This is a genomic window from Arminella tubonensis (assembly GCF_003240585.1).
Taxonomy (GTDB): domain Bacteria; phylum Pseudomonadota; class Alphaproteobacteria; order Rhizobiales; family Rhizobiaceae; genus Rhizobium; species Rhizobium tubonense.
This window is the reverse complement of sequence record NZ_PCDP01000006.1, coordinates 1-20,360: the sequence shown is the minus strand read 5'-3', so window position 1 is coordinate 20,360 and position 20,360 is coordinate 1. Positions and strand designations below refer to the sequence as shown.

Below are 20,360 nucleotides of genomic sequence, written 5' to 3'. Positions count from 1 at the left end.
CTCGTCAGACTTAGGTTCAACTGCTGATACGGCAGCCGAAAGGGGCTCTATGTTTTTCCGAGAACTGTCACTCAATCCTCTTGGGTTGTCCTTGTAGAATTTTTCCAATCGATGCTGGTGCATGTTATCCTCAAAACGCATTACCAATTATTGTTATCATCATATCAATTACCGGGCTCGCATCAATGCGCGGTCTGCCTAAAGATTGAGCAGAAAACGGTCTGTCACGCCTATGTCACGCCAACCATGAACCTCCGACGATAGCGGTTCGGCGATAGGGCAGACCTCGTCTTTGAGGAAATGCTGCTGCCGCGCGGGTTGTGGTGGAAGCAGCAGCCTCCAGTCCTGCCTTATTTGTTCCAACGCACTGTCACTGCGTTTCGATCATGCTAAACTCACTGTTCGATCAATTGAGTGGCGCTGATCCGCCCGAAAGGAGTTCATGTCCGAACCCGATGGCAGTATTTTCGATTTCTTGGGAATATTGGCCGTATTTCTCCTCGTCGCCGCGAATGGCTTTTTTGTCGCCGCAGAATTTGCGCTTGTATCCGTACGCCGAAGCCGCGTGACTGAGCTTGTGGCTGAGGGCCGGATGAATTCCACCGCCCTGCAGCGAGCAGTCGATAATCTCGATGCCAATCTGGCGGCAACACAGCTCGGCATAACGATTTCGTCGCTCGCGTTGGGCTGGGTCGGCGAGCCGGCGCTGGCTCATCTCATCGAACCGCTCCTCGACTTCATGCCCGGCTCGTGGGCGCTCGCCGGGGCGCACACAATTGCGGTCGCGGTGTCATTCATCATCATCACGGCTCTTCATATCGTGCTTGGCGAACTGGCTCCGAAAAGCCTCGCGCTTCAGCGCAGCGAAGGGACGGCGCTTGTTATCGTTCGACCGCTTGCGGTGTTCCTCATGGTCCTTCGCCCCGCGATCCTTGCGCTCAACGGCCTTGGCAACGCGGTTCTTCGCCTGTTTGGCCTGCAGCCCGGCGCTGGCGAGGGTTCGCTTCATTCTCCTGCCGAAATCAAGCTGCTGATCGCGGAAAGTCAGGAAGCCGGCCTGCTTGAGCAAGCCCAGCAAGACCTGGTTGAAAGGGTCTTCAACATCGGCGGTCGTGACGTCTCGGATATCATGACACCTCGCCTGGATGTCGATTGGATCGACGCGGACGACACGCCAGAGGAAATTCTGCGGACGATAAGGGAATGCAAGCACGAGCAGCTTCTTGTGGCCCGCGGTGCTATCGATGAGCCGATAGGCATGGTGGCGAAGAAGGACCTGCTTGATCAACTGTTGGACGGCATTCCGCTTGATCCCGTTGCGGTCATGCGACAGCCCCTCATCATCCATGAATCGACGGCCGTTTTCAGGGTGCTGGAAAGCTTCAAGACTGCGCCCGTGCGCTTGGCGATGGTCATCGACGAGTATGGCAGCCTGGAAGGGATCATCACGCAAACCGATCTGCTGGAGGCCATCGCGGGCGATCTTCCCGGAAGCGGCGGCAACGAGCCTGATATCGTTGAGCGCGAAGATGGGTCTCTTTTAATCGAGGGCTTGATGCCCGCCTACGATGCGTTTGAAAAGCTGGGCCTGAAGGATCGCCCCGCCGACAGCGACTTCCATACCGTCGCCGGTTTTGCTCTGCATCAGTTGGGGCATCTGCCGGAAGTGGGCGAGACGTTCGACTTTGATGGCTGGCACTTCGAGATCATCGACCTCGACGGCATGCGCATCGACAAGATACTCGCTTGCCGGGCAACCAAGTCGCAATAGAACGAAGCGGCGGAATCAACTCGAGGCCGCCGACGTTGCGCGCATCGAGGGATCAGGGCAATCCTGCCCCTCGATGCGCCGATAGTCCGGTTCCGTCACGCTGTGCGTTCGATGATGATTTTCAGGGCGTTGCGATGACTGTCCCAATAGGGGAGCGCATCTTCTGCTTCCTCGAAGGGTAACACCTTCGAGATCAGCGCATCGGCCTTATCACCAATTTTCTCCAAATGGCTGATGACATTCAGAAAATCCTGCATCATGGCATTTCTGGATCCCATGATGTCCAGTTCCTTCAAATTGAAGAACTGCGTCTGGTATGTCACCGGAGCCTTGGAATAGCCGACATAGACCACACGACCACCAAAGCAGGCAAGTTCGATCGACTGGGTGAATGTCGCGGGCAGGCCGACTGCTTCGAAAGCCACGTCGACGCCATCGTCCCCAGTCAGTTCGCTGACCTTGGCAACAACGTCCTCGGCACCCGCGTCGATCGTCTCGACGGCGCCAAATTGACGGGCGAGCGCTCGCTTTTCTTCACTAAGGTCGACGGCGATGACTTCGGCGCCACGGGCAACGGCGGCAATCAGCACGCCCATGCCGATCATGCCGCAGCCGATTACGACCACCCGCTCGCCCTTGGCGACCCGACCCCGTTCGACGGCGTGAAAGCCGACTGACAATGGCTCGACCAAAGCAAGGTGTCTTGGAGGGAGGCTATCGTTGAGAATGAGCTTCTCGGCCGGCAGCACGATTTCCTCGGCAAGCCCGCCATCCTGCTGAACGCCAAGCGTCTTGTTGTAGCGGCAGGCATTGAGCTTGCCCTTTCGGCAGGACGTGCATTTTCCGCAATTTGTATAAGGCATGACGATGACGCGCCGACCGGGAATATAAGGCGCTTCAACGCCAGCGCCGACCGCCAAAATCTCGCCGCCGATTTCGTGGCCGGGGATACGCGGCAGTTTAACCAGCGGGTTCAAGCCTTTGAAAGTGTTGAGATCGCTTCCGCAGAGCCCGACGTGCCGCACGGCGACGCGCACCTGGCCTTGCCCAAGCGTCGCATCCTCGACCTGGTGAAAACGCGTTACGTTCTCCGCCTCGATCATCAAAGCCTTGATCATTCCCATCTCCCTGCCTCCTGCCGCATTCTGCCGCGCGCAGGTCATCATTTCGATGTCATAGCCGGTTCACGCGACAATCGCCACAGTCCAAAATGACCCTTCAATGTGAAGGGTCATTTGTCTCCATTTTGGCCACCGTTCAGTGCGCAGCGTCGGGGATCGTATTCGCGGCTCTTGGCGTTTCCTCAGGTGTCTTGCCTTTGAATATCCGGCGTGTCGCGACAAACAGCAGGGGAATGAAGAATACGCCGAGCACGGTCGCCGAGATCATGCCGCCCATGACGCCTATACCTATCGAATTCTGGCTGCCGGAGCCCGCCCCGTGAGCGATTGCCAATGGCATGACGCCGAGGATGAAGGCAAGCGACGTCATCAGGATCGGCCGCAGGCGCTGGCGGGACGCTTCAAGTGTTGCCGTTACAAGGTCCTTGCCGGTCTTCTGCTGCTCGAGCGCGAACTCGACGATCAGGATCGCGTTCTTTGCGGCAAGGCCGATGGTGGTCAGCAGCCCGACCTTGAAATAGACGTCGTTCGACTGCCCGAAGATCGTTGCCGCCAACAGCGCGCCGAAAATGCCGATCGGGACTGAAAGCATGACCGCGAGCGGAATTGACCAGCTTTCGTAGAGCGCCGCCAGGGCAAGGAAGACCACGAGGATCGAGATCGCGTACAACTGGGTTGCCTGATTGCCGGACAGCTTTTCCTGCGCGGAAAGGCTGGTCCACTCATGGCTGAAGCCCGGCGGTAGTTGGTTCATGATATTGTCGATTTCGTTCATCGCGTCGCCTGAACTGACGCCGGCACCGGCTGCGCCTTGAATTTCGACAGCGGACGAGCCGTTGTAGCGCTCGAGGCGCGGCGAACCGTAACTCCATTTGCCGGTTGCGAAGGCGGAGAAGGGGACCATAGCGCTATCCGAGTTGCGCACGTACCAGCGATCGAAGTCCTCCGGCTGCATGCGGAAAGCCTTGTCCGACTGCACGTAGACCGGTTTCACGCGTCCCCGATCGATAAAGTCGTTGACGTAGGTACCACCCCAGGCCGTCGACAACGTCGAGTCTATATCGGGCAGGTTGATGTTGAGCGCACTTGCCTTTTCCTGATCGATCTCCACAGAATATTGCGGCGTATCTTCCTGGCCGTTCGGTCGCGTGCCCGTCACCTTGGTGCTCTTGCCGGCAAGAGCAAGGAGCTGGTTGCGGGCCTCGATCAGCTTGTCATGCCCGGCACCGTTGATATCCTTGATGAAGAAGTCGAAGCCGCTCGAGTTGCCAAAGCCGGGAATGGCAGGCGGGGCAAGAGCAAAGACACTGGCATCCTTGATCTTGGCGAAGTTTGCCATCGCTCGCCCGGCAATTGCCTGGGCTTTCGATGCCGCCGTGCTCCGCTTTTCGAAATCCTTCAGCTTGATGAAGGCGATGCCAACATTCTGTCCCTGTCCGCCGAAGCCGAAACCTGCCGCGGCAAAGACACCGTCGACATAATCCTTCTCGGTGTTGAGATAGTAGTCACGGACCTGGTTCAGCACTGCCTTGGTCCGCTGGTCCGTCGCACCCGGCGGAAGCTGCACGCTGGTGAGCAGGATGCCCTGGTCCTCGTCCGGCAGGAACGAATTCGGCAGGCGGTTGAACAGATAACCGACGGCTCCGGCGATCAACACGAAGATGAGCAGGAAGATGGCGCTTCGCTTGATCATACCGCCGATGGTGCGCTGGTAGCGGTGCGTGCCACGGTCGAAATTGCGGTTGAACCAACCAAAGACACCCCTTTCCTTCGAGCCGTGCGCGGGCTTGCGCAGGATCGTAGCGCAGAGCGCCGGCGTGAGGATTAGTGCGACGATGACTGACAGGACCATGGCCGAAACGATGGTCACCGAGAACTGCCGATAGATCACACCGACCGAGCCCGAAAAGAACGCCATCGGAACAAACACCGCCGAGAGCACCGTGGCAATACCGATGAGGGCACCAGTAATTTCCTCCATCGACTTGATGGTCGCCTCTCGCGGAGAGAGGCCTTCTTCCTCCATGACGCGCTCGACATTCTCGACGACGACGATCGCATCGTCGACAAGAAGGCCGATCGCGAGAACCATGCCGAACATGGTCAAGGTGTTGATTGAATATCCAAACAGCGACAGGATGCCGAAGGTGCCGAGCAGAACGACCGGCACGGCGAGGGTAGGGATGAGCGTCGCGCGGATGTTTTGCAGGAACACGAACATCACGATGAAGACGAGGACAATCGCTTCCACAAGCGTCTTCACTACGTCTTCGATCGACAGTTTGACGAAGGGAGTCGTGTCGTAGGGATAGACGATCTCGACATTTGCCGGCAGCGTCTGCTTCAGGCTGTTGATCGTAGTCTGTACGCCCTCTGCCGTGTCGATGGCATTCGCACCCGACGCAAGCATGACCGCGAGACCGGCGGACGGAGAACCGTTATAGGTAGCAGAACTGTTGTAGGAAGAAGCGCCGAGTTCCACGGTCGCCACGTCATTGAGGCGCACGAGCGAACCGTTGGGCAGGCTCTTCAGGATGATGTTTTCAAACTGCTCCGGTGTCTGCAGACGGCTCTTTGCAGTGACCGTGGCATTCAGCTGCTGGCCCTGGACCTGGGGCAGGGCGCCAAGCTGGCCCGCCGAGACCTGGATATTCTGGGCTTCCACGGCGCTGGTCACATCGCTGACCATCAGCTGGTATTTGGCAAGATTGTCCGGATTGACCCAGATTCGCATGGCATAGCCGGCACCGAACAGCTGCGTGTCGCCGACACCCGCAACGCGCTTCAGAGTATCGTTCAGCGTGCTGGCGATATAATCGGCCAGATCGTTGGAGTTGAGCTTTCCGTCGGTCGACACGAAGCCGATGACCATAAGGAAGTTCGAGGTCGATTTGGAGACCACGATACCAGTGGTCTGCACCGTCTGCGGCAGCTGCGCGGTGACCAGCTGCAACTTGTTCTGCACCTGCATCTGCGCGACGTCGGCATTGGCCTTGTTGGTGAAGGTCAGCGAGATCGATGCCTGGCCGGTCGAAGTCGAGGTCGACGTCATGTAGTCGAGGTTGTCGATGCCGGTCATGCCCTGCTCGATGACCTTTGTCACCGAATTTTCGACCGTCTGCGCATCAGCGCCCGGATAGGTCGCCGTAATGCGGACCGTCGTCGGGGCGATCTGCGGATATTGCGAAATTGACAAGGTGAAGATCGAAAGCACGCCCGCGAGCATGATGACGATGGCGATGACCCACGCAAAGATGGGGCGGTCGATGAAAAAACGAGACATCGCTCACCTCACTTCGTGGCGCCGGTAGAGGCGCCTTTGTCGGCATCTTCAAGCATGGTCTGCTCATTGGGCTTGGCGGCATCAACCGACGCCTGCCGGACCTCGCCGGTGGCGTCGTCGACGATAACGGGGCTGGCGTTGACATCCTGGCCGTCGCGAACGCGTTGGCTGCCCTCGACGATGACCCGATCGCCGTCCTTCAACCCTTCGTTGACGAGCCAGCTATTGCCGATGCTCCGCTGGACCGACAGCACGCGCTCCTGTACCTTTCCGTCAGTGGTGACGAATTTGGCGGTCGGCTGGCCCTTGGTGTTACGCGTAACGGCGCGTTGCGGCACGAGGAAGCTGTTTTCAGCTATGCCTTCTTCGACGGTGGCGCGCACATACATACCCGGCAGAAGGAGACGTTCTGGATTGGGGAAGACCACCCTGACGTTGATCGTTCCAACCGTTTCGGCGACCGCGGCCTCGGAAAATTCCAAGACGCCGGTGTCCTTGTACTTGGAACCGTCCTCAAGTGTCAGATGGACGGAAACGCTGTTGCCGCTGGTCTTCAACCGCCCCTCCGATATCGCCCGCCTGAATTTCAGGAGGTTCGTGCTGGATTGGGTTACGTCGACATTGATCGGATCAAGCTTGCGAATGATCGTCAGGGGTGTCGTCTGGTCGCCTGTAACCAGCGCGCCGACTGTCACGGTCGATGCGCCGACGCGGCCCGCGATAGGCGCCCGGATCTTCGTGTAGTCGAGATTGATACGCGCCGTTTCAAGCGCCGCCTTTGCCCCGGCGACGTCGGCTTGCGCCTGAACGAGCGTGGCGTTCGCATTATCGAAATCCTGCTGGCTGACAACACTCTGGGCGCTCAGGCCCTTATAGCGGTCGAGTTTGGCTTGTGCGCTGGGAACAGCTCCCTCTGCCTTCTGCAGTGCGGCTGCAGAGCTGTCATAGGCGGCCTGGTAGGCGCTGGGATCGATCTCGTAGAGAATATCGCCCTCATTGACCTCACTGCCCTCCTTGAAGTTGCGGCTTCGGATGATGCCGCCCACCTGCGGCCGGACTTCGGCAATCTGATAGGCGGTCGTGCGGCCCGGCAGTTCAGCCGTTATGGCGACAGACCGAGGACGCAGCGCCATCGCACTGACTTCCGGCTTGACTGACGGCGCATTGTTCTGCGTCGACTTTTGCTGGTTGCAGCTGGCAAGCAGCAGAACTGCGCTCATTCCGGCCGCAATCAAAAGGACTTTGCGCATCGAAACAGGGTGGCCCGAGGGTAGGGCGGATGCCTCACAATTGGAACGCGGCATTGAACTTGCCAGGCTTTGCACGTTGATGTTTCCCATCGAGTGGTTTACAGTACGATCAAGTACAGAAAATATGACGGTTGCCGCAAATGTCAATCGCCTCGGGGTTGCTGTCGGAATGCAAAGTCGAACGGAGACGAAGAATTGCGATCAGATCCGCCGCCCGCGCGGTCGTCCGAAGACTGCGAGCGATAACGACCGACAGGCAGCGATCCTGGCCGAGGCGCGGAAGACCTTTCACCAGTTCGGGTATGGCGGCACCACAATGGATCTTGTCGCGGCACGCTGCAAGATTTCAAAACAGACGCTTTATCGTCTGTTTGCAAGCAAAACCGAACTTTTCATGGCGATCATTGCCGAACACCGCGCCACGATGCTGGCGCTGCCTCGCCCACTGGGAGAGAGTATGCCACTTGCCGAAACGCTGGCAGAAATCTTCATGGTTGATATCGATGAGGCTGCCGAGCGCGACCGTGAGGCATTCGTTCACTTTATCGTGCGTGAGTCCCAGCAGTTTCCTGAGGTCGCGACTTTACTGCATACGCACGGCATCGCACAGTCGCGCCGAATGCTTGCCGACTGGCTGAAAGACCAGGTCGACCGTGGCAGGATTGCCCTGGGCGACCCCCTCAGCGGCGCGCGCATGTTGATGGACATGGTGTTCGGCGCGATGGCCTCACCGCCCGGTCGCCCGAACGACTGGCAGGATCGGGAGACGCGCAATGAGCATATCCACCGGTGTTTCAATGCTTTCTTAAATGGCGTTCGTTGCAAGCAAGGCCTCGGCGCCGACTAAAGGCGCTGGCGCTAGAAGCAATGCCGACGCGGACCAATGGCCCGCGCCGACATTTTCCCCCTCCAGCCCCCACCGGAGAGAAGCGGTAAATTGCGCTCAGTGTCGCGGCGTAGAATTCATCTCTTCCATGCCATTGTCGAGCAGCGGCGCCTGCGGGCCGCTCGAGTACATCTCCTGCAGAACCGCCCCGAGCGCCAGATCCAGGCACCAGACCGGAAAATCCGCATTCAATCCTTTGGCGCTTTGGCGTGCATAGGTGATCAAGCGCGCAATGGACGCGAGTTCCTTGAGTGCATCCGTATCATAGCCGACAGTTTCTATGGGAAGCATCGCCGTCATCACATATCCCTCGTTGCCGCGCCGGCGCGATATAGCCGCCGCTGCGATTGAAGGCCACGTTAACCGAAACAATCAGGATTGGCGCGTGACATAGAGCGTGACACAGCGAATAGTTGTAAGAAAGGCTCCTACAATCGAACTCGGTCGCCGTTCACGGCGCTGTTGCAGCCTCAACTGCGCCTGTGCGCACGAAAATCGACGGGGCAAGGCTCAATTCCTCTGGTCAAAATGGATATCGGCAGCGACCGGAAGCGGCGCGAGGACAGGTTCCGCGGCGTTGGCGAGCGAAGTCACCAGAAGCAGAACCGATTCGCGAACGCCCCTGTCCGTAATCTTCATGAAGGCCTTGTTCAGGCCCAAGCCCTCCTTGGAGGTCAAGAACTCCGCAAGATCCTCCAGCCCCGTAAGATGCCCTAGTCCCTCTGTCGTCAATGGCTGGGAAACGTCTTGCTGAAAGAAGAAGCTGATAGGGATGGCAAGCACCGTGGCGATGGTCTGCAGACGGCTGGCACCGATACGGTTTGCGCCCCTTTCATATTTCTGAACCTGCTGAAAGGTCACGCCGATCTGGTCGGCAAGCCGTTCCTGGCTCATGCCCAGCATAAGGCGACGCATCCGGACACGGGAACCCACATAGGCGTCTATCGGGTCTGGTAATTTAGCACTCACTATGCGCTCTCCTCATGCAAAAGAGCGCCGCACGGACAAGCTGCGGCGGTCTGCCAGACGCCCGGGGAGGAGGCAAGTAACAAGTCCCCGATTTGCCCGTACAATGTGTATTAGTTTGTCGTCGATTTCAACCAAAAGTCTGTCTCGAAAGCAAATTTGTGAATGCCCTTAGATCAACTCGAAAGCCCAGCGTCGAAATAAAGTGAGTTCAAGTTTGCGCACAGCTGTAGCTGCAGAATTCATAGCACGGTTGTACAGCGCCGAAATTGGGCGGCGGCACTGTAGCTGCGCTCAGGGCCCAATCCACCGTCGGCGAGATCGAACACCGCAACGAAATCTTGTCATACAGAATTGATCCGTGTCGTGCTGCGTTTTATCCAGACTCGAGTGATCAGAAGCCCAACGCTTCAAAGGCGGGGAGTGTGGTATTTCAACTTTGCAAAAGCAGGACAGCGAACCGCCTTAAAGTCGGGCTTCTTGTTCAACCACAGAAACCTTCGTGAAGAAAATCGTTCCGCGAGATGATCGAGTATAGGGACTCGCCCCTTTTGCAGCGGCAGCGAAAATTCGATGCTATGGCGCGGCCCGGAGGATGGAGTGCTTCTGCTCTGCAAAGAACTCGGCATCGGCTTCGTGCCGTGGAGTCCTCTTGGCGTCGGCTTCTTGACGAGTGCCATCGACGAGCGGACGAGATTTGCCGAGGGCGACATCCGCGGTATTGAAGGTCGGTTCTCGCCTGAATCTGCCGAACAACTGGACCCTCGTCGCCCTTGTGAAGACCTGTGCCGAGCGAAAAAGCGCGACGCCTGGTCAGATCGCGCTGTCATGGCTGATGGGCCAGAAGGGATCGTGCCGATCCCCGGCAGCACCCAGATGCCGCATATGCTTGAGAACATCGGGGCAGCGTCGATCAGCTTCTCGTTTGTAAGGCCGGGAACGAATCCTTTCCCCCGAGCGTCGTCGTCCGTCGGGGCAGCCTTCGCAGGCGGGGCATACGAGACACCGTTGAGAAGCGCACGGCGTGCCTCTTACTCCTGGACGCTTCCCTGATAGGGTCCAGCCAAGATTCAATGGGCCACCTGAGTTAATGGCATACGGTGTCGGCGTAGATGAGATAATTTGTGGGGCTAAACTCCATAACATTCTGATCGAAACAAAACCTTTTCGGGGTGAGACGAACGAGATATCGCCTGTTGCACTTTGCCGGGATGTCCAGCTTAAAGTCTCGTGGCACTATCGATGGGCGTGGGTCAGTGAACCTGGGGTGTCCAACGTAGGAAACATTTTTAATCAGCATTGTGTCATCAGAAGCCTCGACATTTTCGTTGAGAACAATGCGCATTTTGCCGTCTTTTTCATCCAAATTGGGATAGTCGCCTGGGGATGGAGGCTCCAGCGGCAGCGGGATTGCGGTCGCCTTGACTGCAACATTGAACCGCACATCATCCCTCTCCGGAACGCCGCCGTAGCCGTTGAGATATTTCCAGCGCAACCTTACCCTAAGGTGCGCTTCTGTTTCGTCTGATGACGGCGGAATGACCGCGATCGACAGATCCGTCGGTACGAAGCCGTCCTCTTGCGGCCCTGACCCCGGCGCAAGGCAGGCGGTATAAAGCGGTCGATAGCCGCACTCGGCCCCGCCGGCATCCCAGAGGCAATTGCTTAGTTTTTGCCAGTCTGAAGCGCCCATCGGCGGCTGCAGAGCGGACAAGTCGTTTCCGCTACCGGGCACCATCCAGGGATGGATCTTGCCGGCGCCGGACCGAAGCGCCCAGTCCGTGCGCCGGTTGTCGATCCGTGCGATCTTCTTCTTTTCTTCTTGCAGCTCCATGACTTTGTCCCATGTCGGCTTGCCGATCCATGGTTCCCGACCAACTGCATCGGCGGCAAACCGTTGGCCTGTGATCTGTGTCGTCAAAGTATGGCACGCCGTACAGCTTCCCGTCGGATCCCGGACCGTTTTGGCGTGGGCAAGGTCGGCTCCGTGGACGGCGGTATAGCTGGAGCCGATCACGCGAAAATTCATCTGTTCGGTACGCGGCCTTTCCGGCAGGTAGCCGCCCAGACTGAACGCCATTGCTCGTGAATCCTGCTTGCCATCGAAATATCCCACACGCGCCTGCGCGGCATGTGGATCTATGACATAGGGGCTCTTATTGTCGTGACAGATATGGCATTGAATTTGAAATGTCGGATCGTACAGCACCTCGGCGGACGCTCTTGCCGAACTATCGGAGTAAGAATGCCCTCCTGGTGGGACGAATGGCTGGGACCAATCAAACTCGCTTCGGTCTTTGCGCCCGTCAAAAAATACGATCTCGCCGGTGATGGAGTTAAATCCGATCGTCCCGAGAAGGGCGAAGTGTGGATTGGATGCCTGCCAATAGGGATTCGAGCTCACCATCATATTCGACGTCGACTTGCGACACAATGTCAGCCATTCCACGTTGCCTCTTACCACACGCTTCAGCCGCGAGCCGGGAGCGCAAAAGGCGACGTTTCCGGCTAGCGAGGGCTTGTCGCATTTCTCAATCGCGCTGGTCCACGCGATCACCTTGCCGGAGGCGTCACGATGTTCGAATTCCAACGGATGATTAGCCGTGGTCGGGTTGGCTTTCAACTCGACAATGTTGCCGTCGACCTCGATCGGCATGGTCATCGCGTCATTGGCGCAGTCCGCATCCGGAATAGGTCCAAACACCGCGCGCGCTTCGTCGCCGAATCTGGTGACGGTGTTGTCGCTTGCGGAAGCCGGCGCCCAGAGAATATCGCCGTCAAGGCGAAGAACCGCTTCAGCGAACGCCTCAGCCTCAAGCGAAGAGGGGGCTACATTGACACGCAGAACATCCTGCTTGCTCTGGCTCTTCTTCGAAAGAACTATTCCCCTGCAGGCTTCAAATATCCGAAGCTTCTGCACATAGTGCTCATAAACTTTGTCTTGGGGAAGTACTTTTACTGCGGAGCCCGGAGGAGGCGCAGGCGCGATGCACCCTGTCAGGGCGTCACACCTGCCGCCCCGTTCACAAGATTGTCCGCCACCGCTCAGTGGCAGCGTGGTCGCCATTCGTGAGCCGAAATGGTCAATCTCCGTTGGTTCAAATCCAAGAGGCGAAAACCAATATGAACCGCTGGCGGAAACAATTGCCGCAAGAACGCCGATGATAGATGCAAAGCCTCTTGCAGCCATGCAGCAAGGCCCTCTCCAAGCCCGTCATTGTCTGACCAAAAACGGTCATCGAGCTCGCGCTTGAACTCCGGGCGTGTCCGTGATCAGTGTCAGCTTCGAGAAGCGCCAAAGACCTTCCTTGTCCTTGACGAAGGTTTCTTGCATGACTGCGGTATAGTCCGGCTCGGGAACTTCCCTATCTGGCCACTGAAGCGTCACCAGTAGGGTCGTTTTTCCGTTGACACTCCCATCTTTATTTTGATGCAGCAGCGTATTGCTCTCAAAGTGCCGCGCCTGCCTTGCCCCCAAATCGCTGAGAATATCTGAGATGTATCCTTGCAAGTCGGACGTTGAAGTCGTTTTGACGAGCTGTAGGGCCCCGCCGCCGGAGCAAGCCTCATATTGTGCGTCACTGATGAACAATTCTGCGAATGCTGCCGTGTTTTTTTCATCCAGAGCCCAACTATAGCTGTGAATCAAATCCATTATCGCCTGCCTGTCGGCCGGTGCAGGATTGACGATATTGGCTCGTGGCGGCAGCCAGGCTGGATTCATTTTATCGACACAGCTTGCCGCTATCGCCGTTCCGCCGAGCATGATGCCGAACCCCAATAGAAGCGTGAATATTTTTACCAAACTCTTCACCGACCTCGCACAAAGTCTCACCATCATAACCTCCTCTGGTGTACATTGCATTTTGATCTCGTTGGAGAAGCCGGGCATTTGATCAATGATCCGAGCGGAAATCCTTCCGCGCAGCATCCAACCCTGCAAGCAATTTGCTTTGTTCTTCAATGAGTATGCCGAGCCGATGCAAAAGAGTTCTATCTTCGCTGCGGGCGTCCGGCTTGGATATGGTCTCGGCGACGAGCTTCAAATATTCCGCGACCAACTTCTCCTGCATGCTGACGTTTTCTATCAACCCTGGACTGGGAACGATGGCTGGCTGAATGTTCGGCGCTACAACGTATGTTATCCCGCCAAGGATTCTCTCCTCGTCCATGTCCGACGCCTTATAAAGCTGAACGATGCTTATCGAAGCCGAGGGCTGTCCATCGGATGTGATTGAGATATCGGCGTGCAGGCTCTCCTTGGCGCCCAGTTCAATGCGCTTACCTAGTTCGACGCCGGTGGATTCAACATTCCAATCCTTGGGGCGCCAGGCGACGAGCCGCGTGTTGATTGGGTGATCGAAGGGATTGGAAACAATCAGCTGAGACTTCATTCCACTCGAATTGCCGGAATCGATAAGGTGCACGTTTTTTTGCGTCACGTTGTTGTCGCTTGGAGTGATCAAGTCCGGGACCTGAGAACCGGCCGAGATCTGGGAGACCGGATCATCGGGTGCGGCGACAACTAAAAACAGGCAGAAGTGATCCGGATTGTTCATGGACGCATTGTAGACGGGAGCCGGAAAATCGAACGACAGCACGATGGAATTATCATTGCTGCTGCCGGCCACGGAAGCACCTGAATAGGGCAGCGACGGTATCGTTTGAGCCGGCAGGGGATGCCAGATCGAAACATCGGTCGAGTTTGCGGGAAAAGCTGGCCAGAAGTCGGCAGGGAGAGCGGGGAGACCGGCCCCCGCGAAGGCCCAGTGCAACTTAACCTGAACATCTGTTGCAGTTTGTGTTCCGCGATTATGGACGCGGACATATACGCGATTGACGGTGTTCGAAAGTGGCATTTCGTCGACGAACGCATCGAATTCTGTCGAGGATGCCGGCTGTGTTGCGAGATAGGGGGGAGCATCGACCTTGATATCGGCGCTTTGCCAATGGGGTATAAATCCACGGGTCTGTTCGAATGTTACATTTGATGGCTGCTCGGTGTTACCCCAATCCAGGCTGTTGTCGCGCACGTAGACATCCACTCCGCCGTGCCCGGAAATATCCCGTCCCGCCACCGTCCGTGCCGCCTCAAAGGCATTGACCCTGCCGAAACCGTGCGTAGGCAAGCCACCGACAGGCGCCGAAAACCCTGTCTGCTCCGAATAAGCTCCGCCGGAAGGAGATATTTTGTCGGCGGTATCCTGAAGAAGTCTTTGAACCTGCAACCGGGTCAACGAACTGTCATGCGACAGGATCAGGCCCGCGATACCAGCAACGACAGGGGCGGCGAAAGACGTGCCGCCGAAACACAAGGTATAGTCCCGGTTTGAAGGTGGCGGAGGTGCCGGTTCGGCGGATGCGCAGGGTGAAACAGGCGAGCGATTGTTGTAGCCGATATCTCCGATCCTGTCCGTCGTTACCGCATCCAGCGTGCCGCCATGGGTTGGAGCGAGCAGATCGATGCACGTGCCGAAGCCGGCTGGTAGCCTTTGATCTTGATTGGTTGCACTGCTAACGGCGATCACGTTGGCGAGCGATGAAAGGTCGGGAGTGCCGTCGCAATTGTCCTCGACGATATCTGTCATGGCAACGACAACGACAATGCCCTTGCTGACGCCGTTTTGGACACGACCAGTTGTCGCGGCGCTGTTGATTGAATTAACGACATTTGTAGGAAGCACGACGCCGGAAGCATATCCCCAAGAAAGTGAAATAATGTCTGCGCCAATCATCCTTGCATAGTCGATTGCGAGACTTTCAGCGTAGTCCGTACCGTCAAGAGCTCTGATCGGCAGGAAGCTGCAACGCGGACATGTCCCGGCCACGCCGAGGCCGTTGTTTGCGCGCGCCAAGGCCGCGCCCGCAACGGCTGTGCCATGCAGTTCGTCCAGGCGCGGGCGTACATCGTTGTCGCCGCAGGAGACCGGCGTAATGCAGGGTGTGAAGTCCCAGCCGTGAAGATCGTCGATGAAGCCGTTGCCGTCGTCATCCACGTTTGGGCTGCCTATCTCCTCGGCATGGTTGGTCCACAAGCCGTCGGCGAGATCCGGATGGTTGGCTTCAAGCCCATCATCGATAATTGCAATCACGATATTGGGATTGCCCGGCCCCATCGGTCCGAGCGCCCAAGCGCGATCAGCATCAATGTCGGCGTCGGGGGTGCCCATAGCCTGACCGGTGTTGTTCAGGTGCCATTGATTTGGAAAAAAGGCGTCATTCGGGACTGGCGGTGCCTGGCGCTTTTCAATCGGTCGGTAGAAATTTGGATGGGCGAATTTTACGCTCGAGAGGCTGTTCAGTGCGTTGGAAACCTCAAGCGCATTCCTCGCGTCATCTGGGAATAACTTGATCACGAACTGCCGCTTATCGAATGGATTGTTCCCCAGGATTTCACAATGGTATCGTTCGGCAATGGTTTGGATGAGGCCGACGTCAGCGTCATCGGCGATCTGCACGACGATCTTGTTGGTCAATACGTAGGGTAGATCGGAGTTGCCGATTTTAACCAGAATGCCCGAATCCACGACCAGGTCAGGCCACGACTTCATCAGTCCTCGAGCAACAGCATTGAGGCTCTTCACATCCTTGGCATCGGGCGCTTCGACCACGACGATGACGTCGGAAAGGGTCGGAATAGGTCGACCGCCGAGGCTATCGAGCGTTTTTTGGTAGCGGTCAGAGTCAGCTATCGCCGTATCGGAGAGGATCAACGCGATGCGGCCCGGCACTATGTGCGCGGGATATGTTTCGTCGTCCTGGATGAAGACCGTCTCATTTTCTGCAGCGCTGGCAAAGAAAGATGGATTCAGGAGCAGAATCGCAACTGCGGTAACAGTCAAGATTGTCGTGAATATACGCTTCATGACTATCCTCCATCGTCGGGCCGGCTTTCTCGCATTCGGAACATCGTCCGATACCCAAACTTGCGCCCAAAGCAACCGACGCGCAATGTCACCGATTTGGTGTAACCAGAAGCATGTATGTCGTTGTCACAAATCGCTGGAATGTGCGGACGGAAAAGATCTTAAAGGGCTCAATTCCAAGCCAGTATTTCAACTGGCCTGCAGGTCGCGATAAAAGCTTGGCAGGCGTATCGACAACAACGGCATCCACCAACCGCTCAAGTCGCCTTGCCCAGTCAACGATAAGATGTCGGCGCGATCCCGAATGGCGTGGAGAGGAGATCATGAGCAATCATCTCGCAGCATCGATTGAACCGCTGGCGGGAGCCTGGAAGTTGTCAATCGATGGGGATGTCGTGGCGAACAATATCGTCTCCTTCGAGAATCCACAGTGGCACTTCGGTTTCGACACAGAGCCGGAAATCGCGCTGACGAACAGCTCGGCCATGCTGGACAAGGCTGCAAACGAGAAGATCCGGATGCTCGGATGCCGTTGGACATATCGGGGCGTCGGGTATGTAAAGCGAATGGGGCGGCGTATCGGTTCGTCAGAGGCTAGAAGATTTCGGCTGCGGCGATAGTGGCTGCAGCGAAATGGCCTCCATGAGACTGTGTCCATTGACATAGTGCTCGGCGGACTGGGCGCAGGTACAACCGACGTGCTGAACGATGGAGGGAAACAGTTTCGTCTCCATCACTGTGCCAGGGTCGAGGAGGCGAGCGGACTGCCCTTCAACCGGGAAGGGTTGATCGGAGGCAAGGGTTCGTCTACGACACCGAACCGGTCTGCCGCGCCTTCGTGGCCGCACGGATCCTGCGTCCAGAACGCTAAGCGTCTTTCGCGCGCTTCAGCATGCCTTCTATGTCGACGCGCGCGACACCACCGACGGTTCTGTTGTGGCCGAAGTAGCTTCGCGTTAACTGACGGCGGACGGCCACCCCAGCACTGCGGCCGAGTTTTTGAACGTCTGGAAGCAAGAAAGCACGATCCACGCCACAGCGGCCGACTTCGCCAAAGCAAAGTCGTTCGGGGTCACGAGCTTTCCAACTCTGTTCGTCAACCAAGGTGGCAATTTTGCCTGCTCATTTTTCTCTTGCACCTATAGCGGCTAGAGGTTGTACGAATATCCTCAAACACGAGGATCGAGCCGATGAACCAGGTTTTGAAGACGAAATATCGCGTGGGAGGCATGGACTGCGCGTCTTGCGCCGCCAAGATCGACACCGCCGCACGACGGACGCGAGGCGTCGAGGACGTCGCCGTCTCCGTCACCGCCGGCACGATGACCGTGAGCCACGCGGAGGGAGCCGACCTTCCGACGATGGAAAAGACGATCTCGGGCCTTGGCTACGCGCTGTCGCCCCTGGTCCAGAATCCACCACAAGCTATCGATCATTCGGGCCGCGCCCACGCTCACGAAGGCCACGAGCATGAGGACCACGAGGGCCACGATCATGATCACGCAGGCCATGAGCACGAGGGGCACGATCATAGTCACGCTGGCCATGATCACGACCACGCGCACGGGGATCACGGTCCTCAACAAGTGGCGCCCGCTGCGCCGGGCCAGACCCGCTTTCAGGTTGGTGGCATGGACTGCGCGGCCTGTGCTGCCAAGATCGACACCGCCGTGAGACGTATCGATGGCGTCGACGACGTCTCCGTCTCCGTCACGGGCGGTTCCATGACGGTCAGCCACGCCGCGCCGGTGGACTTCGCTGCGATCGAGAACCAGGTGAAGGGTCTCGGCTATTCGATCGCGCGATCCGAACGAGGCGGTTCGGCCAACGGCGACGCCCATTCGCATGACGGCGACGACCATGGAGTGGAGGGTCTGCACGGAGACGAACACGGCCCGACGAATGGCCCGTGGTGGGAAAGTCGCAAGGGCCGCCTGACTATACTTTCCGGCGTCGCGCTGGTCGCCGCCTACGTCGTCGGCCACCTTCTGCCGCAGATCGAAGCCTGGGTGTTCATCGCCGCGATGCTCGTCGGGCTTGTTCCCATCGCCAAGCGCGCGTTCATGGCCGCGCGCGCAGGCACGCCGTTCTCCATCGAAATGCTGATGACGATCGCCGCTGGGGGCGCGGTGATCATCAACGCGGGCGAGGAAGCCGCCACCGTGGTGTTTCTGTTCCTCGTCGGCGAACTGCTCGAAGGGGTCGCGGCGGGGAAGGCCAGAGCCAGCATTCAGTCGCTCACCAAGCTCGTGCCGAAGATGGCGCTAGTCGAAGAGAACGGGACGACCACCGAGGTTCCGGCCGAACAAGTGGCCCTCGGTGCCATCATCCTTGTGAGGCCGGGAGACCGTATCTCCGCGGACGGCCTTGTCGTCTCGGGCGAAAGCTCTGTGGACGAGGCACCTGTGACGGGCGAGAGCACTCCGGTGCGCAAGGGCGTGGACGACAAGGTGTTTGCGGGCACGGTCAACGGCGACGCAGCGCTGCGCGTCCGCGTCACGGCCGCCGCCGCCGATAACACCATCGCTCGCGTCGTCAAGCTCGTCGAAGAGGCGCAGGAATCGAAAGCGCCGACCGAACGCTTCATCGACAGGTTTTCGCGCTACTACACCCCGGCCGTCGTCGCAGTGGCGGCACTTGTCGCCATCGTGCCTCCGCTGCTTTTTGGCGGTGGCTGGAACGAGTGGGTCTACAAGGGCCTGGCGATCCTATTGATCGGCTGCCCCTGCGCCCTCGTCATATCGACGCCGGCGGCGATCGCGGCCTCCCTGTCCTCCGGCGCCCGTCGCGGCCTTCTGCTGAAGGGCGGCGCGGTTCTGGAGACGCTCGGAAAGATCACCGCCGTCGCGCTCGACAAGACGGGCACGCTCACCGAGGGCAGGCCGAAGGTAATGGACGTCCTCGACTTCGGGACGTCACCAGCCGAAGTGCTTAGGCTTGCAGCCGCGCTTGAAACGGGTAGCAGCCATCCGCTGGCAGTCGCGATCCTGCGCAGGGCCGAAGAGGACGCCATCGAAATCCCTTCGGCTTCAAGCGCAAAAGCGATCGGGGGCAAGGGCGTGACGGGCGTCGTTGCGGGCCGCGAGCTCTTTCTTGGATCTCCGCCCGCCGCCGGAGAGCGGGCCCCTCTGTCGGAAGAGCAGCAGGCGCAGATCGCCAGGTTGAACGACGACGGCAAGACCGTGTCGGTGCTGGTGGTCGACGGAAAGCTCGCGGGCGCGATCGCCATGCGCGACGAGCCCCGGCCGGACGCGCGTGCAGGGCTGAAAGCGCTAGAGGACATGGGCGTGAAGACGGTCATGCTGACGGGCGACAACAACAGGACCGCCACGGCGATCGGCCTCCAGCTCGGGATCCCCGTGCGCTCGCAGCTCCTGCCCGAGGACAAGCAGAAGATCGTCGGCGAGATGCAGAAAGAAGGCCTTGTCGTCGCCAAGGTCGGCGACGGCATCAATGACGCTCCGGCTCTGGCGGCGGCGGATGTCGGCATCGCTATGGGCGGCGGCACGGACGTGGCGCTGGAGACGGCCGACGCCGCCGTGCTGCACGGCCGGGTGTCGGACATCGCCCGCATGATCCAGCTTTCGCGGCGCACGATGAGCAACATCCGTCAGAACATAACGATCGCCCTCGGGCTGAAGGCCGTCTTCCTTGTGACGACCATCGCCGGGATCACCGGCCTGTGGCCCGCGATCCTCGCGGACACCGGCGCGACGGTGCTGGTGACAATGAACGCGCTCAGGCTTCTTAGAGCGGCACCCGAGTCCTGATGGCAAAGCGCGTGCGACGACTTGGTCCGGCTGGTGGCTAAACCCGTTGTACAAGCAGATTTGCAAGGAAAGCCTCATCGATGCCCCATCAACACGACCACGACCACGACCACGATCATGAGCACGGGCATGGCCACGGGCTCGGCCATGTTCATGCCCCTGCAAATTTTGGAAAGGCCTTTGCGATTGGCGTGGCTTTAAATGCGGCCTTCGTCATCCTTGAGGTTGTCTACGGCCTTGCCAGCAATTCCGTGTCTCTGCTCGCCGACGCCGGTCATAACCTCTCCGACTCTCTCGGGCTTTGTGTCGCATGGGCGGCAATCATCCTTGCAAAGCGCAGGCCGACCAAGCGCTTCACATTCGGCCTCGGCGGTACGTCGATCCTCGCGGCATTGTTCAACGCAGTCTTTCTGCTGGTGGTGGTCGGTGGTTTGACGTGGGAGGCGA

14 protein-coding genes are annotated in these 20,360 nt (G+C 58.4%); 6 read left to right on the top strand and 8 right to left on the bottom strand.

What is annotated here, in order from left to right:
• The first annotated feature begins 442 nt into the window (after window positions 1-442).
• Window positions 443-1,771 carry a hemolysin family protein gene (locus CPY51_RS05415; RefSeq protein WP_111159142.1) on the top strand — a complete coding sequence of 443 codons (1,329 nt, stop codon included), beginning with the start codon at window positions 443-445 and terminating at the stop codon, window positions 1,769-1,771.
• A gap of 95 nt (window positions 1,772-1,866) precedes the next feature.
• On the opposite strand, the gene CPY51_RS05410 is transcribed toward CPY51_RS05415, so the two are convergent.
• The 3 genes from CPY51_RS05410 to CPY51_RS05400 all read right to left on the bottom strand — a co-directional run bounded on the left by CPY51_RS05410 (window position 1,867) and on the right by CPY51_RS05400 (window position 7,425).
• Complete coding sequence (locus CPY51_RS05410) at window positions 1,867-2,889, bottom strand: zinc-binding alcohol dehydrogenase family protein (protein ID WP_111159140.1); 1,023 nt, start codon at window positions 2,887-2,889, stop codon at window positions 1,867-1,869.
• A 139-nt stretch (window positions 2,890-3,028) separates the two neighbouring features.
• On the bottom strand, window positions 3,029-6,175 hold the full coding sequence (locus CPY51_RS05405; RefSeq protein ID WP_111159138.1) for an efflux RND transporter permease subunit: 3,147 nt from the start codon (window positions 6,173-6,175) through the stop codon (window positions 3,029-3,031).
• A gap of 8 nt (window positions 6,176-6,183) precedes the next feature.
• Window positions 6,184-7,425 (bottom strand): efflux RND transporter periplasmic adaptor subunit, encoded by a 1,242-nt coding sequence (locus tag CPY51_RS05400; protein WP_244598457.1) that lies wholly within the window; start codon window positions 7,423-7,425, stop codon window positions 6,184-6,186.
• A 79-nt stretch (window positions 7,426-7,504) separates the two neighbouring features.
• On the opposite strand from CPY51_RS05400, the gene CPY51_RS05395 reads away from it, so the two are divergent.
• The gene (locus tag CPY51_RS05395; protein WP_338049404.1) at window positions 7,505-8,272 is read left to right on the top strand and encodes a TetR/AcrR family transcriptional regulator; all 768 of its coding nucleotides are present in this window, start codon (window positions 7,505-7,507) and stop codon (window positions 8,270-8,272) included.
• A 96-nt stretch (window positions 8,273-8,368) separates the two neighbouring features.
• On the opposite strand, the gene CPY51_RS05390 is transcribed toward CPY51_RS05395, so the two are convergent.
• Window positions 8,369-8,611 carry a hypothetical protein gene (locus CPY51_RS05390; RefSeq protein WP_111159134.1) on the bottom strand — a complete coding sequence of 81 codons (243 nt, stop codon included), beginning with the start codon at window positions 8,609-8,611 and terminating at the stop codon, window positions 8,369-8,371.
• 210 nt (window positions 8,612-8,821) lie between these two features.
• Window positions 8,822-9,280 (bottom strand): helix-turn-helix domain-containing protein, encoded by a 459-nt coding sequence (locus CPY51_RS05385; RefSeq protein ID WP_111159132.1) that lies wholly within the window; start codon window positions 9,278-9,280, stop codon window positions 8,822-8,824.
• 570 nt (window positions 9,281-9,850) lie between these two features.
• On the opposite strand from CPY51_RS05385, the gene CPY51_RS05380 reads away from it, so the two are divergent.
• Window positions 9,851-10,330 carry an aldo/keto reductase gene (locus CPY51_RS05380; protein WP_111159130.1) on the top strand — a complete coding sequence of 160 codons (480 nt, stop codon included), beginning with the start codon at window positions 9,851-9,853 and terminating at the stop codon, window positions 10,328-10,330.
• 34 nt (window positions 10,331-10,364) lie between these two features.
• Here the strand turns inward: CPY51_RS05380 and CPY51_RS05375 are convergent, their stop codons facing one another.
• From CPY51_RS05375 to CPY51_RS05365, 3 genes are read right to left on the bottom strand one after another with little or no spacing between them, the layout of a single operon-like run.
• The gene (locus tag CPY51_RS05375; protein ID WP_146260074.1) at window positions 10,365-12,467 is read right to left on the bottom strand and encodes a hypothetical protein; all 2,103 of its coding nucleotides are present in this window, start codon (window positions 12,465-12,467) and stop codon (window positions 10,365-10,367) included.
• A gap of 45 nt (window positions 12,468-12,512) precedes the next feature.
• On the bottom strand, window positions 12,513-13,169 hold the full coding sequence (locus tag CPY51_RS05370; protein ID WP_195909432.1) for a nuclear transport factor 2 family protein: 657 nt from the start codon (window positions 13,167-13,169) through the stop codon (window positions 12,513-12,515).
• A 4-nt stretch (window positions 13,170-13,173) separates the two neighbouring features.
• Window positions 13,174-16,143: a S8 family serine peptidase gene (locus tag CPY51_RS05365; protein ID WP_111159124.1), complete on the bottom strand. Its 2,970-nt coding sequence runs from the start codon at window positions 16,141-16,143 to the stop codon at window positions 13,174-13,176.
• 323 nt (window positions 16,144-16,466) lie between these two features.
• Between CPY51_RS05365 and CPY51_RS05360 the strand changes: the two genes are divergently transcribed.
• From CPY51_RS05360 to CPY51_RS05345, 3 genes are all read left to right on the top strand, one after another.
• On the top strand, window positions 16,467-16,763 hold the full coding sequence (locus tag CPY51_RS05360) for a hypothetical protein (RefSeq protein WP_244598453.1): 297 nt from the start codon (window positions 16,467-16,469) through the stop codon (window positions 16,761-16,763).
• Between the two features lie 570 nt (window positions 16,764-17,333).
• The gene (locus tag CPY51_RS05350; RefSeq protein ID WP_111159122.1) at window positions 17,334-19,913 is read left to right on the top strand and encodes a heavy metal translocating P-type ATPase; all 2,580 of its coding nucleotides are present in this window, start codon (window positions 17,334-17,336) and stop codon (window positions 19,911-19,913) included.
• Between the two features lie 80 nt (window positions 19,914-19,993).
• On the top strand, window positions 19,994-20,360 hold a 367-nt coding region (locus CPY51_RS05345; RefSeq protein WP_146260072.1), incomplete at its 3' end, for a cation diffusion facilitator family transporter.